We start from the raw sequence: 14,341 nt of genomic DNA, 5'->3' as shown, positions 1-14,341 counted from the left end.
TGAAACGCCGTAGCGCCGATGGTAGTGTGGGGTCTCCCCATGCGAGAGTAGGGAACTGCCAGGCATCAAATAAGTGGAAAGCCCTGTACTGACGTACAGGGCTTTTTGCTATGGGAAATTTGGGGAGATTTGAAGGGATTAGTAGTTACTTTCATTCTTTCCTGACTGACTCTCTGCCAGAAAACTGTGCGTCAGGGAGCAATGAATCGGTTAAACTAAGCTCAAATTAGTCACCAATGAGTAATCTAGTTATGTCGATTGACGACACATCTCTTCAATCCCGAAATACCTTTTCCCTAGCTGCACATGCTGCTGAAATCGTGAGCGTTTGTAGTGTGGAACAGCTGATCACTGCCTGGAAGTCTGCGAACGAAAAGCAGCAACCCTTCCTGCTTTTAGGTGAAGGAAGCAACGTTCTTTTTCTTGATAATTTTGCCGGTATGGTCGTTTTGAACCGGATAAAAGGCATTGAACTGGCTGAAGATAATGATGAATGGCTATTGCATGTCGGTGCCGGAGAAAACTGGCATGGGCTGGTTTGCTACGCATTGGAACACAATATTCCGGGGCTGGAAAACTTGGCTCTGATCCCCGGTTGTGTAGGCTCGGCGCCTATTCAGAACATTGGTGCTTATGGAATTGAGCTGCAAAGTGTCTGTAATTATGTTGATGTTTTAGATCTGCAAACCGAAAAACTGGTGCGTTTAAGTGATGAAGATTGTCAGTTCGGCTATCGCGAAAGCATCTTTAAGCATTCTTATAAAAACGGTTATGCAATCGTAGCCGTCGGTTTGAAGCTGACGAAGCAATGGCTGCCGAAGCTCACTTATGGTGACCTGACTCGTCTGGATCCCCAGACTGTAACGCCGCAGGAGATCTTTGATTCAGTATGCTCAATGCGACGCAGCAAATTACCGGATCCTGCTGTCACCGGGAATGCGGGCAGTTTCTACAAAAACCCAACCGTTGATGCTTTGGTTGCAGAGAAAATCAGCAGCCAATACCCTTCAATGCCCTCTTACCCACAAGCCAATGGACACGTAAAACTGGCCGCGGGTTGGTTAGTTGAACAGGCCGGCCTGAAAGGTTTTAGTATTGGCGGCGCAGCGGTGCATGAGAAACAGGCCCTGGTACTCATTAATAAAGACCATGCGAGCAGCGGCGATGTTCGAGCGTTGGCGAAACATGTTCGTGATGTAGTTGCCGAAAAATTTGGTATTTGGCTTGAGCCTGAAGTCCGTTTCATTGCCGCACAAGGTGAAGTGAATGCCGTGGAGGCTCTGTCATGAAGGATATTACAGTACCACTGCAATTGATCTCAATTTTGGCCGATGGTGAGTTTCATTCTGGTGAGCAGCTTGGTACAGCCATGGGAATGAGTCGTGCTGCAATTAATAAGCATATACAGACAGTGAGGGACTGGGGGGTCGATATCTTCACGGTTCCTGGAAAAGGCTACAGCCTGCCTTATCCTATTCAGTTGTTGGAAGAGGAGAAGATTCTCGCCATGCTCCCGGCTGGTGGAGTCAGTGTCCTGCCCGTGATTGATTCAACTAATCAGTATCTGATGGACAGGATTGGTCAGCTGAATTCTGGTGATGCCTGTGCCGCTGAATATCAGCAGGCTGGGCGAGGCCGCCGCGGTCGTAAGTGGTTTTCACCTTTCGGCAGTAATCTTTATCTTTCCATGTACTGGAAACTGGAACAAGGTCCCGCTGCGGCAATGGGGCTGAGCCTGGTGATCGGGATTGTCATGGCGGAAGTGCTTCATCGCCTTGGGGCGGTAGATGTCCGGGTTAAATGGCCTAATGATCTTTATCTCAATGACCGTAAGCTGGCTGGTATCCTCGTTGAATTGACAGGAAAAACTGGAGATGCTGCTCATCTTGTTATCGGTGCTGGTATTAACCTAAAAATGCGTGAACCTGCGACCGATACCATCAACCAGGGTTGGATCAACTTGCAGGAAGCGGGCGTGAATATCGATCGCAACGAACTGACAGCGACGTTACTCAAAGAGTTGCGTTCTGCTTTAGTTCATTTTGAACAGGAAGGTCTGACACCGTTTATTGCCCGTTGGCGGGATTTAGATAATTTCCTCGACCGGCCGGTTAAATTGCTGATTGGTGATCAGGAAATTCTTGGCATCGAACGGGGAATTGATCCCCAGGGCGCATTGTTGCTCGAGCAAGATGGTCTTATTAAACCGTATATTGGGGGTGAGATTTCACTTCGCGGTGCCTGAATAAGATAAAGGAGAGCATCGGCTCTCCTTTATTCATCTCTAAAATACTTATTTTCTCAAACGGACGCTTTCAACCGCATGATTCGCGCTTTTCGTCAGTATTAGACTGGCTCTTTCCCGAGTTGGTAATATATTTTCTTTTAAATTCAATCCGTTAATTTCATTCCACAACTGGGTCGCAATGTTTACTGCTTCTTCTTCCGGCAGTTTTGCATAGTGATGAAAATAGGAGTCGGGATCAGAGAATGCCCCTTGGCGGAATTTTAGGAAGCGATTAATATACCAGCCCTGCAATAAATCTTCCGGAGCATCAACGTATATTGAGAAATCAACAAAGTCAGAAACAAATACATGATGTGGATCGTGAGGATAATCCATACCACTTTGTAAAACATTGAGCCCTTCAAGAATTAAAATATCTGGCTGCTCAATAACTTTATTCCCATCGGGGATCACATCATAAATCAGATGCGAATACACCGGGGCAGTAACACGTTTAGCGCCTGATTTAACTTCAGAAACGAAGTTTACCAACTGATGCATATCGTAAGATTGCGGGAACCCCTTCTTCTTCATGATCCCACGTTCTTGCAGCGTTTTATTGGGATAGAGAAATCCATCAGTAGTAATCAGCTCCACTGAGCGATGCTCCGGCCAACGGCTCAGCAACGCCTGAAGGACACGCGCTGTTGTGCTCTTGCCCACAGCAACACTTCCCGCAATGCCGATGACATAAGGTATTTTCTGTCCGTCTGTACCGAGGAACTGTTCAAGCACAGCTTGCCGGCGCAAGTTGGAACTGATGTAAAAATTGAGAAGGCGTGAAAGCGGCAGATAGATCTGCGCGACTTCCTCGAGGGATAAATCCTCATTGATACCTTTCAGGTTCACGACTTCCGCTTCTTTGAGCGTTAGCGGTACTGAATCACGTAAGGCTGCCCACTGCGCACGATCGAACTGCAGATAAGGAGTTGCCAAAGATGGGTCTCTTTTTTTCATAAGTTAAAGTCTGCCTGTTAGCGCAGGTCAGGAAAGGCGATCACGCCAACTCCAGACAGTAAACCAGCAGCATATTATAGACACCTTAATTTTCAGGAGAGATCTTTTTCTTATAACTTATCGATTTCTTTGATTGAGTTTAAAAATTTTTAAGAAAGTTATGCAAACAAGGAAGATGTCGTAAAAGATTGGGGCGGCTTTCGTCGCCCCGTGGGGATCAAAAGAGGGGAGGGGAGGAACAGGCAGACGCAGTGAGCCGTTTATAGTAGACCACTTCATTTTTCCGGCTGTAGCGGTCAGATTGAGCTTTGAAAGCTGCACAGCGGTAACCCTGAGCACGGTAAAAGGCCTCTGCTTCAGACCCCGATTGCATATCGGAAGACAGAACATTACACCGCAGATTCTGAGCAGTGTGCTCCAGTTCACGTATTAACAATCTTCCGACGCCCCGCCGTCTGGCACGAGTACAAACCAAAAGAGTATTAATTTCTGCCTCATGCGGTGAATCTGCCGGTTGCGTTAAATTCAGCTGGACTGTTCCCATAACACCTTTGTCATCCCGGGCAATCCAAAGCAAACGCTTATTTTGAGCAAGCGCGTGGCGCAAATAATTGAAAGAATCCTCGGCATCTTTCTGTTCAATTGCGTAGGGAAACCCCGCGGATCGTCCCTGTTGGTTGGCCTCTACCAGAAGTTGAGTCAGTTCGTCGCGGTAAATAGGTAATGTCGCCGCATTCAGCATGACTATTTTCATTGCAGCACTCCTATAAGAAACAGCGCGTCCGAAAAGAAGACTGCAAAAATTACGCCAACAAAAAATGCTTTTAAATCAGTACTAGCCGAAAAGAAAACGCCGATTGGGGGTCTTTGATGCAGCAACTGCACATTTTCAGTGCGTAAATCGTACAGTTGGGCGGTGTGAATGATTTTTTTAAGATGAACAGAGATGAAAAGGCGCACCAGTGGCTCGACAGTGAGATATGAGGGGGACGTTTTTGCACATTATTTGAACCTTCAAGCGCCTTAATTAGGGCAAAAGCCTATTTTTTGAATAAAACATGAGCGTTAGAACAAAACATGCAATTTATTTGTTGCATACCCCGTAAACTCTCCCTAGAATGCGCAGCACTTGATGCCGGCATAGCTCAGTTGGTAGAGCAACTGACTTGTAATCAGTAGGTCCCGAGTTCGACTCTTGGTGCCGGCACCATTCAAGTACTAAACAATTAGGTGGGGTTCCCGAGCGGCCAAAGGGAGCAGACTGTAAATCTGCCGTCATCGACTTCGAAGGTTCGAATCCTTCCCCCACCACCATACAGGCTTCAGCAATGAAGCAACTTAAAGTGAAAGAGTCGCTTTAAGTGAAGGTGAGGAATTAAGTGTCTCACGTCCTTTTCCCCGTCTTCGAGTTCTTCAGAAAAATCAGGTAGCCGAGTTCCAGGATGCGGGCATCGTATAATGGCTATTACCTCAGCCTTCCAAGCTGATGATGTGGGTTCGATTCCCACTGCCCGCTCCAAGTATGTGCTGATATAGCTCAGTTGGTAGAGCGCACCCTTGGTAAGGGTGAGGTCGGCAGTTCGAATCTGCCTATCAGCACCACTTCCAAATTCTCCCTCCTGATTTTCTTTCTGTAAACTAATTCGTCAAGCAAATGCTTGGTTGATGTGGTGATACCACCGATTTAACCGTGTCTTAGAGGGACAATCGATGTCTAAAGAAAAGTTTGAACGTACAAAACCGCACGTTAACGTTGGTACTATCGGCCACGTTGACCACGGTAAAACTACCCTGACTGCAGCAATCACTACCGTTCTGGCTAAAACCTACGGCGGTTCTGCACGCGCATTCGACCAGATCGATAACGCACCAGAAGAAAAAGCTCGTGGTATCACCATCAACACTTCACACGTTGAATATGACACCCCAAGCCGTCACTACGCGCACGTTGACTGCCCAGGGCACGCCGACTACGTGAAAAACATGATCACCGGTGCTGCTCAGATGGACGGCGCGATCCTGGTTGTTGCTGCAACTGACGGCCCTATGCCTCAGACGCGTGAGCACATCCTGCTGGGTCGCCAGGTTGGCGTTCCTTACATCATCGTGTTCCTGAACAAATGTGACATGGTTGATGATGAAGAGCTGCTGGAACTGGTAGAAATGGAAGTTCGTGAACTTCTGTCTATGTACGACTTCCCAGGCGATGACACTCCGGTTGTTCGCGGTTCAGCGCTGAAAGCACTGGAAGGCGATGCAGACTACGAAGCAAAAATCATTGAACTGGCTGGCTTCCTGGATTCTTACATCCCAGAACCAGAACGTGCAATTGACAAGCCTTTCCTGCTGCCAATCGAAGACGTATTCTCCATCTCCGGTCGTGGTACAGTTGTAACCGGTCGTGTAGAGCGCGGTATCGTTAAAGTCGGCGAAGAAGTTGAAATCGTTGGTATCAAAGATACCGTGAAATCAACTTGTACTGGCGTTGAAATGTTCCGCAAACTGCTGGACGAAGGCCGTGCAGGCGAGAACGTTGGTGTTCTGCTGCGTGGTATCAAACGTGAAGATATCGAACGTGGTCAAGTTCTGGCAAAACCAGGCTCAATCAAACCACACACCCAGTTCGAATCTGAAGTTTATATTCTGAGCAAAGATGAAGGTGGCCGTCATACTCCATTCTTCAAAGGCTACCGTCCACAGTTCTACTTCCGTACAACTGACGTGACCGGTACTATCGAACTGCCAGAAGGCGTTGAAATGGTAATGCCAGGCGACAACATCAAAATGGTTGTTACCTTGATCCACCCAATCGCGATGGATGACGGTCTGCGTTTCGCAATCCGTGAAGGCGGCCGTACTGTAGGCGCTGGTGTTGTTGCTAAAGTTATCGCTTAATCGCTGATAGTTTTTTGTCACTATACGTTGACGCAACACACCCGAAAAGGGCATCATTCGATGCCCTTTTTTCTACGCTGTGGTGCTAGAACCTATCTCATCAGCGATTTATACGTCATAATCACTGGTGAGATAGGCTCTGAAATATAGCGTAAAACACCGAATTGCGCTCGAGTAGAGCATCGATCGGTTTGGTTTGCCTCGCAATGCGAGGCAAAGTTGTTTGTTCTGAATCATTGTGACGGGTTGGTTTATGAGTGCGAATACCGAGGCTCAAGGGAGCGGGCGCGGCCTGGAAGCGGTAAAGTGGCTGGTTGTTGCCGTTTTGTTGGTTGTAGCTATTGTCGGTAACTATTATTACCGTGCATACAGCCTGCCGTTACGCGCGTTAGCCGTAGTAGTTATTATCGCAATTGCAGGCGCAGTGGCTTTATTGACCACTAAAGGCAAGGCGACAGTTGCGTTTGCTCGTGAAGCGCGCACCGAAGTACGTAAAGTCATTTGGCCAACGCGCCAGGAAACATTGCATACCACACTGATCGTTGCTGCGGTGACTGCCGTTATGTCTCTGATTCTGTGGGGGCTGGATGGTATTTTAGTCCGCCTGGTATCTTTCATTACTGGCTTGAGGTTCTAAATGTCTGAAGCACCTAAAAAACGTTGGTACGTCGTTCAGGCGTTTTCTGGCTTTGAAGGCCGCGTAGCGCAATCGCTGCGTGAGCACATCAAATTACATGACATGGAAGAGCTGTTTGGTGAAGTCATGGTTCCAACCGAAGAAGTGGTTGAGATCCGTGGTGGCCAGCGCCGTAAAAGCGAACGTAAATTCTTCCCGGGTTATGTGCTGGTCCAGATGGTGATGAATGACGCCAGCTGGCACTTAGTTCGCAGCGTTCCTCGTGTGATGGGCTTCATTGGCGGAACGTCAGATCGTCCTGCACCGATCAGCGATAAAGAAGTCGATGCGATCATGAATCGCCTGCAACAAGTGGGTGATAAGCCACGTCCTAAAACATTGTTTGAACCAGGTGAGCTGGTACGTGTTAACGACGGTCCGTTTGCGGACTTCAATGGTGTGGTCGAAGAAGTTGATTACGAAAAAAGCCGCTTGAAAGTGTCTGTTTCCATCTTTGGCCGTGCAACACCGGTTGAACTGGATTTCGGACAGGTTGAAAAAGGCTAACGGCACCTTTCTAAATATTCATTAGAACAGATGTTGTACAGGGCGCGAAATTGAACTATAATTTCGCGCCTTTTGTTTTTATGCGCAGCCTCTGCGTGTGGAAAGTATAAAGTACTGTAAATAACGGGGAGCCTCTTCAAACAGGCGATATCACCCAAACGAGGATATTTACCATGGCCAAGAAAGTACAAGCCTACGTTAAGCTGCAAGTTGCAGCCGGTATGGCAAACCCAAGTCCGCCAGTTGGTCCAGCTCTGGGTCAGCAAGGCGTGAACATCATGGAATTCTGTAAGGCGTTCAATGCTAAGACTGATAGCATGGAAAAAGGCCTGCCAATTCCTGTTGTTATTACTGTTTATTCTGACCGTTCTTTCACCTTCGTTACCAAAACCCCTCCTGCAGCAGTACTGCTGAAGAAAGCGGCTGGTATCAAGTCTGGTTCCGGCAAGCCGAACAAAGACAAAGTAGGTAAAGTAACGAGTGCTCAGGTTCGTGAAATCGCAGAAACCAAAGCTGCGGACATGACTGGTTCTGACGTTGAAGCGATGACTCGCTCCATCGAAGGTACTGCTCGTTCCATGGGCCTGGTAGTGGAGGATTAATAGAATGGCTAAGCTGACCAAGCGCATGCGCGTGATCCGTGACAAAGTTGATGCTACTAAACAGTATGACATCACCGAAGCCGTTGCTCTGCTCAAAGAGCTGGCCACTGCTAAATTCGTAGAAAGCGTGGACGTTGCTGTTAACCTCGGCATCGATGCACGTAAATCTGATCAAAACGTTCGTGGTGCTACCGTTCTGCCTAACGGCACCGGTCGTTCTGTTCGCGTTGCCGTCTTCACCCAAGGTGCAAACGCTGAAGCTGCTAAAGCTGCAGGCGCTGAGCTGGTAGGTATGGAAGATCTGGCAGACCAGATTAAGAAAGGCGAAATGAACTTCGACGTAGTTATTGCATCTCCAGATGCAATGCGCGTTGTTGGCCAATTAGGTCAGGTTCTGGGTCCACGCGGCCTGATGCCTAACCCGAAGGTTGGTACTGTAACTCCTAACGTTGCTGAAGCAGTTAAGAATGCTAAAGCAGGTCAGGTTCGTTATCGTAACGACAAAAACGGCATCATCCATACCACAATTGGTAAGGTTGATTTCGAATCCGACAAGCTGAAAGAAAACCTGGAAGCTCTGTTGGTCGCTCTGAAAAAAGCGAAGCCTTCTCAGGCTAAAGGCGTTTTCATCAAGAAAGTAAGCCTGTCCACTACCATGGGCGCGGGTCTTGCTATTGATCAAAGCGGCCTGAGCGCAACAGTTAACTAATTAACTGCTGACGTTTATCGCTTTACGCGGGCGGTAGATTTGTCTAGAATCTATGGCCCGTTGTTTCGTTAATGCGAAACCAAGATTTTTCGGTTGGAGCCTGGCCTATCCAGGCCTCCGTCCAAGACCGCAGGTGTCCTGAAAGGGACTTAATCCTTCCTGCGTAGACGGTGACAGAGCCTGAAGAAAATATTTCTTTGTCTTTTTTAAAAAGAATTAAGATTTGTCTTTGCTGGATTCTCTGCTCACCGTGTTTGAACGCTTGATATCGATCTCGATAACAAGTGATGTGAGTTCCGGGGGTTTTCCCCGGCTAAATCCAGGAGCAAAAAGCTAATGGCATTAAATCTTCAAGACAAACAAGCGATTGTTGCTGAAGTCATCGAAGTAGCCAAAGGCGCGCTGTCTGCGGTTGTTGCGGATTCCCGTGGCGTAACTGTAGATAAAATGACTGAACTGCGTAAAGCAGGTCGTGAAGCTGGCGTTTACATGCGTGTTGTTCGCAACACCTTGATGCGTCGCGTCGTAGAAGGTACTCAATTTGAGTGCCTGAAAGACACGTTTGTCGGTCCAACCTTGATTGCATTCTCTACTGAACACCCAGGCGCTGCTGCCCGTCTGTTCAAAGATTTCGCTAAAGCGAATGCAAAATTTGAGGTTAAAGCTGCGGCCTTTGAAGGTGAGTTTATCTCTGCGGCTCAAATCGACCGCTTGGCAACTCTGCCTACTTACGAAGAAGCAATCGCACGCCTGATGGCAACCATGAAAGAAGCCTCTGCAGGCAAACTGGTTCGCACTCTGGCTGCTGTTCGCGATCAGAAAGAAGCTGCTTAATCAGCCTTTCTTATCTCGTTCATTTGCTTACGTATACACTATTTCTGAATTCTAGGAACACTTGAAATGTCAATCACTAAAGAACAAATCATTGAAGGCGTTGCAGCTCTGTCTGTAATGGAAATCGTTGAACTGATCTCCGCTATGGAAGAAAAATTCGGCGTTTCTGCTGCTGCTGCTGTTGCAGGTCCTGCTGCTGCTGCTGAAGCTGTTGAAGAAAAAACTGAGTTCGACGTTATTCTGGCTGCTGTTGGCGCGAATAAAGTTGCAGTTATCAAAGCTGTTCGTACTGCAACTGGCCTGGGTCTGAAAGAAGCTAAAGACCTGGTTGAGTCTGCTCCAGCAGCTCTGAAAGAAGGCATCAGCAAAGACGACGCTGAAGCTCTGAAAAAATCTCTGGAAGAAGCTGGTGCTTCTGTTGAAGTTAAGTAAGTTTAACTTCCCGGAGTGCAGTCTGTCCTAACAGACTGATGGCTGGTGACTTTTTAGTCACCAGCCTTTTTGCGCTATAGAGTGTCAGTGGTGTTTCACACTGTTTGAGCACTGAACTACTCTAATATCTCTTTCTATAGACGCCTTAATATATTGATGCCTCTTGCTGTAGCTCATCTACAGATAACGCACAACGAAATGATTTAAGAGTGGTAGAAAACAGATATTGCGGGAAGCGTTTCTGCTTTCCGGTCGACATAAACGGTGTTGCATGAACTGTCCTTCTCAGGGCAGACAAGATTGGGTCACTGATCAGCGAGCTGAGGAACCCTATGGTTTACTCCTATACCGAGAAAAAACGCATTCGTAAGGATTTTGGTAAACGTCCACAAGTTCTGGACATTCCATATCTCCTTTCTATCCAGCTTGACTCGTTCCAGAAGTTTATCGAGCAAGATCCGGAAGGCCAGTACGGTCTGGAAGCTGCATTCCGTTCTGTATTCCCTATCAAGAGCTACAGCGGTAACTCTGAGCTGCAATACGTTAGCTACCGTCTTGGTGAGCCAGTATTCGACGTTAAAGAATGCCAGATCCGTGGTGTGACGTTCTCCGCGCCATTGCGCGTGAAACTGCGTCTGGTAATCTACGAACGCGAAGCACCAGAAGGTACGGTCAAAGACATCAAGGAACAAGAAGTCTATATGGGCGAAATTCCGCTCATGACCGAAAATGGTACCTTTGTGATTAACGGTACTGAGAGGGTTATCGTATCTCAGCTGCACCGTAGTCCGGGCGTATTCTTCGACAGTGATAAGGGTAAAACCCACTCATCGGGTAAAGTGCTTTATAACGCACGTATCATCCCTTACCGCGGTTCATGGTTGGATTTCGAGTTTGACCCGAAAGATAACCTGTTTGTACGTATTGACCGTCGCCGCAAATTGCCAGCGACCATCATTCTGCGTGCATTAAATTACACGACTGAACAGATCCTTGACCTGTTCTTTGACAAGGTGACTTACCAGATCCGCGACAACAAGTTGCAGATGGAACTGGTACCTGAGCGCCTGCGCGGTGAAACAGCTTCTTTTGATATCGAAGCTGACGGTAAGGTCTATGTTGAAAAAGGCCGCCGCATCACTGCACGTCATATTCGTCAGCTTGAAAAAGACGAAATCCAGCGCATCGAAGTTCCTGTTGAGTACATCGCAGGGAAAGTCGTTTCTAAAGACTACATCGACACCAATACCGGTGAGCTGATCGTCCCTGCTAACATGGAATTGTCTCTGGATCTGCTGGCTAAATTGAGCCAGTCCGGTCACAAAACCATTGAAACGCTGTTCACCAACGATCTCGATCATGGCGCGTACATGTCCGAGACCATTCGCGTCGACCCAACCAGCGATCGCCTGAGCGCACTGGTTGAGATCTACCGCATGATGCGTCCTGGTGAGCCACCAACGCGTGAAGCAGCTGAAAGCCTGTTCGAAAACCTCTTCTTCTCTGAAGATCGTTACGACCTGTCTGCTGTTGGCCGTATGAAGTTCAACCGTTCTCTGCTGCGTGATGAAATCGAAGGTTCAGGTATCCTGAGCAAAGACGACATCATCCAGGTGATGAGAAAGCTGATCGGCATCCGTAACGGTCAGGGCGAAGTGGATGATATCGACCACTTAGGGAACCGTCGTATTCGTTCTGTCGGCGAAATGGCTGAAAACCAATTCCGTGTAGGTTTGGTTCGTGTTGAGCGTGCGGTTAAAGAGCGTCTGTCTCTTGGCGACCTCGATACTCTGATGCCTCAGGACATGATCAACGCTAAGCCGATTTCGGCTGCGGTGAAAGAGTTCTTCGGTTCAAGCCAGCTGTCACAATTTATGGACCAGAACAACCCGTTGTCTGAGATCACGCACAAACGTCGTATCTCTGCATTGGGCCCGGGCGGTTTGACCCGTGAACGTGCTGGCTTTGAGGTTCGAGACGTACACCCGACTCACTACGGTCGCGTATGTCCAATCGAAACGCCAGAAGGTCCAAACATCGGTCTGATCAACTCCTTGTCTGTGTATGCACAGACCAATGAGTATGGTTTCCTGGAAACCCCTTACCGCCGTGTGCGCGAAGGTATGGTTACCGATGAAATTAACTACCTGTCTGCCATTGAAGAAGGCAACTTCGTAATCGCTCAGGCGAACTCCAACCTGGACGAAGAAGGCCGTTTCCTGGAAGACTTAGTCACTTGTCGTAGCAAAGGCGAATCAAGCCTGTTTAGCCGCGATCAGGTTGACTACATGGACGTTTCTACCCAGCAGATCGTATCCGTTGGTGCTTCTCTGATTCCATTCCTGGAACACGATGACGCCAACCGTGCATTGATGGGTGCGAACATGCAACGTCAGGCAGTTCCAACCCTGCGCGCTGATAAGCCGCTGGTAGGTACTGGTATGGAACGTGCTGTAGCGGTTGACTCCGGTGTTACTGCCGTAGCTAAACGTGGCGGTATTGTTCAGTACGTGGATGCATCCCGTATCGTTATTCGTGTTAACGAAGAAGAGATGTACCCGGGCGAAGCAGGTATCGACATTTATAACCTGACCAAATACACCCGTTCTAACCAGAACACCTGCATCAACCAGATGCCGTGTGTGAATCTGGGCGAACCCATCGAGCGCGGCGACGTGCTGGCAGATGGTCCGTCAACAGATCTGGGAGAACTGGCTCTGGGTCAGAACATGCGTGTCGCGTTCATGCCTTGGAACGGTTACAACTTCGAAGACTCCATCTTGGTCTCCGAACGTGTTGTGCAGGAAGATCGCTTCACGACCATCCATATCCAGGAACTGGCGTGCGTGTCCCGTGACACCAAGTTAGGGCCTGAAGAGATCACCGCTGACATCCCTAACGTGGGTGAGGCTGCGCTCTCTAAACTGGATGAATCCGGTATCGTTTATATCGGTGCTGAAGTGACCGGTGGTGACATTCTGGTCGGTAAAGTTACACCTAAAGGTGAAACTCAGCTGACTCCGGAAGAGAAACTGCTGCGTGCTATCTTCGGTGAGAAAGCGTCTGATGTTAAAGACTCTTCTCTGCGTGTACCAAACGGCGTTTCCGGTACGATTATTGACGTGCAAGTCTTCACCCGCGATGGCGTGGAAAAAGACAAACGTGCGTTAGAAATCGAAGAAATGCAGCTGAAACAGGCTAAGAAAGACCTGACTGAAGAGCTGCAAATTCTGGAAGCGGGCCTGTTTGCACGTATCCAGTCTGCGCTGGTTGCTGGCGGTGTTGAAGCTGACAAGCTGGGCAAATTGCCTCGCGACCGTTGGTTAGAACTGTCACTGACTGACGAAGACAAACAGAATCAGTTGGAACAGCTTGCTGAACAGTACGACGAACTGAAATCCGAGTTTGAGAAAAAACTCGAAGCTAAGCGTCGTAAAATCACTCAGGGCGATGATCTGGCACCAGGTGTGCTGAAAATTGTTAAAGTGTATTTGGCCGTTAAACGTCAAATCCAGCCTGGTGACAAGATGGCAGGCCGCCACGGTAACAAAGGTGTTATCTCCAAGATCAACCCGATCGAAGATATGCCTTACGATGAAAACGGGACTCCTGTTGATATCGTACTGAACCCGCTGGGCGTTCCATCTCGTATGAACATTGGTCAGATTTTGGAAACCCACCTGGGTATGGCCGCGAAAGGTATTGGTGAAAAAATCAATGCCATGCTGAAGAAACATGAAGAAGTTTCTAAGCTGCGCGAGTTCATCCAGCGTGCCTATGATCTGGGCGACGATGTACGTCAGAAAGTTGATCTGAACACCTTCACCGATGACGAAGTATTGCGTCTGGCTGAGAACCTGAAAAAAGGTATGCCAATCGCAACACCAGTCTTCGACGGTGCGAAGGAGACAGAGATCAAGCAACTGCTTGAAATGGGCGGAATCCCTACCTCTGGCCAGATCACACTGTTTGACGGCCGTACCGGCGAGCAATTTGAGCGTCAGGTTACCGTCGGCTACATGTACATGCTGAAACTGAACCACCTGGTTGACGATAAGATGCACGCGCGTTCTACCGGTTCTTACAGCCTTGTTACTCAGCAGCCGCTGGGTGGTAAAGCGCAGTTCGGTGGTCAGCGCTTCGGTGAGATGGAAGTGTGGGCACTGGAAGCATACGGTGCCGCTTATACCCTGCAGGAAATGCTGACTGTTAAGTCCGATGACGTTAACGGCCGTACTAAGATGTATAAAAACATCGTAGATGGCGATCATCGTATGGAACCAGGCATGCCGGAATCCTTCAACGTATTGTTGAAAGAAATCCGTTCTCTGGGTATCAACATCGAGCTGGAAGACGAGTAAGTACTCGAATTCGCACTGATCACAGGGGCACCTGCCTGTTAATCAATACAGACCAGGTGCCTAACAGGTCTAACCCGACGG

Annotated in this window: 12 protein-coding genes and 4 tRNA genes; 14 read left to right on the top strand and 2 right to left on the bottom strand. The window is 48.4% G+C overall.

Translation table 11 applies throughout. The annotated features are described in order from the left end of the window. The first annotated feature begins 251 nt into the window (after window positions 1-251). Window positions 252-1,289, top strand: coding sequence for a UDP-N-acetylmuramate dehydrogenase (gene murB / locus GW579_RS23710; RefSeq protein WP_165062252.1), 1,038 nt, complete (start codon window positions 252-254; stop codon window positions 1,287-1,289). Next, on the top strand, window positions 1,286-2,245 hold the full coding sequence (gene birA, locus GW579_RS23705; protein WP_165062251.1) for a bifunctional biotin--[acetyl-CoA-carboxylase] ligase/biotin operon repressor BirA: 960 nt from the start codon (window positions 1,286-1,288) through the stop codon (window positions 2,243-2,245). Before murB ends, birA begins: the two co-directional genes overlap by 4 nt. Window positions 2,246-2,293: 48 nt before the next feature. On the opposite strand, the gene coaA is transcribed toward birA, so the two are convergent. Then, window positions 2,294-3,244 (bottom strand): type I pantothenate kinase, encoded by a 951-nt coding sequence (gene coaA / locus GW579_RS23700; protein ID WP_152325062.1) that lies wholly within the window; start codon window positions 3,242-3,244, stop codon window positions 2,294-2,296. 217 nt (window positions 3,245-3,461) lie between these two features. After that, window positions 3,462-3,998 carry a GNAT family N-acetyltransferase gene (locus GW579_RS23695; RefSeq protein WP_165062249.1) on the bottom strand — a complete coding sequence of 179 codons (537 nt, stop codon included), beginning with the start codon at window positions 3,996-3,998 and terminating at the stop codon, window positions 3,462-3,464. A gap of 380 nt (window positions 3,999-4,378) precedes the next feature. Between GW579_RS23695 and GW579_RS23690 the strand changes: the two genes are divergently transcribed. From GW579_RS23690 to rpoB, 12 genes are all read left to right on the top strand, one after another. Continuing rightward, window positions 4,379-4,454 (top strand) — tRNA-Thr (locus GW579_RS23690). Window positions 4,455-4,473: 19 nt separating this feature from the next. Beyond that, window positions 4,474-4,558, top strand: a tRNA-Tyr gene (locus GW579_RS23685). Between the two features lie 130 nt (window positions 4,559-4,688). Then, window positions 4,689-4,763, top strand: a tRNA-Gly gene (locus tag GW579_RS23680). Between the two features lie 7 nt (window positions 4,764-4,770). Further along, window positions 4,771-4,846 (top strand) — tRNA-Thr (locus GW579_RS23675). A gap of 108 nt (window positions 4,847-4,954) precedes the next feature. After that, window positions 4,955-6,139: an elongation factor Tu gene (gene tuf / locus GW579_RS23670; protein WP_165061132.1), complete on the top strand. Its 1,185-nt coding sequence runs from the start codon at window positions 4,955-4,957 to the stop codon at window positions 6,137-6,139. Between the two features lie 253 nt (window positions 6,140-6,392). Further along, a complete protein-coding gene (gene secE, locus GW579_RS23665) occupies window positions 6,393-6,776 on the top strand; it encodes a preprotein translocase subunit SecE (RefSeq protein WP_034794996.1) in 384 nt (127 codons plus the stop codon). Next, complete coding sequence (gene nusG, locus GW579_RS23660) at window positions 6,777-7,322, top strand: transcription termination/antitermination protein NusG (protein ID WP_009639145.1); 546 nt, start codon at window positions 6,777-6,779, stop codon at window positions 7,320-7,322. It abuts the gene before it with no gap. A gap of 173 nt (window positions 7,323-7,495) precedes the next feature. Further along, on the top strand, window positions 7,496-7,924 hold the full coding sequence (rplK, locus tag GW579_RS23655) for a 50S ribosomal protein L11 (protein WP_013577413.1): 429 nt from the start codon (window positions 7,496-7,498) through the stop codon (window positions 7,922-7,924). 4 nt (window positions 7,925-7,928) lie between these two features. Next, window positions 7,929-8,633, top strand: coding sequence for a 50S ribosomal protein L1 (gene rplA / locus GW579_RS23650; RefSeq protein ID WP_101080118.1), 705 nt, complete (start codon window positions 7,929-7,931; stop codon window positions 8,631-8,633). A gap of 336 nt (window positions 8,634-8,969) precedes the next feature. Then, the gene (gene rplJ, locus GW579_RS23645) at window positions 8,970-9,467 is read left to right on the top strand and encodes a 50S ribosomal protein L10 (protein WP_013577411.1); all 498 of its coding nucleotides are present in this window, start codon (window positions 8,970-8,972) and stop codon (window positions 9,465-9,467) included. 66 nt (window positions 9,468-9,533) lie between these two features. Next, the gene (gene rplL / locus GW579_RS23640; protein WP_101080117.1) at window positions 9,534-9,899 is read left to right on the top strand and encodes a 50S ribosomal protein L7/L12; all 366 of its coding nucleotides are present in this window, start codon (window positions 9,534-9,536) and stop codon (window positions 9,897-9,899) included. 332 nt (window positions 9,900-10,231) lie between these two features. Next, window positions 10,232-14,260 carry a DNA-directed RNA polymerase subunit beta gene (gene rpoB / locus GW579_RS23635; protein ID WP_152325371.1) on the top strand — a complete coding sequence of 1,343 codons (4,029 nt, stop codon included), beginning with the start codon at window positions 10,232-10,234 and terminating at the stop codon, window positions 14,258-14,260. Window positions 14,261-14,341 lie beyond the last annotated feature (81 nt).

The organism is Rahnella contaminans, from assembly GCF_011065485.1.
Lineage (GTDB): Bacteria > Pseudomonadota > Gammaproteobacteria > Enterobacterales > Enterobacteriaceae > Rahnella > Rahnella contaminans.
Note: the sequence above shows the minus strand (reverse complement) of the source record. Positions and strands in the feature narration are given on the sequence as shown.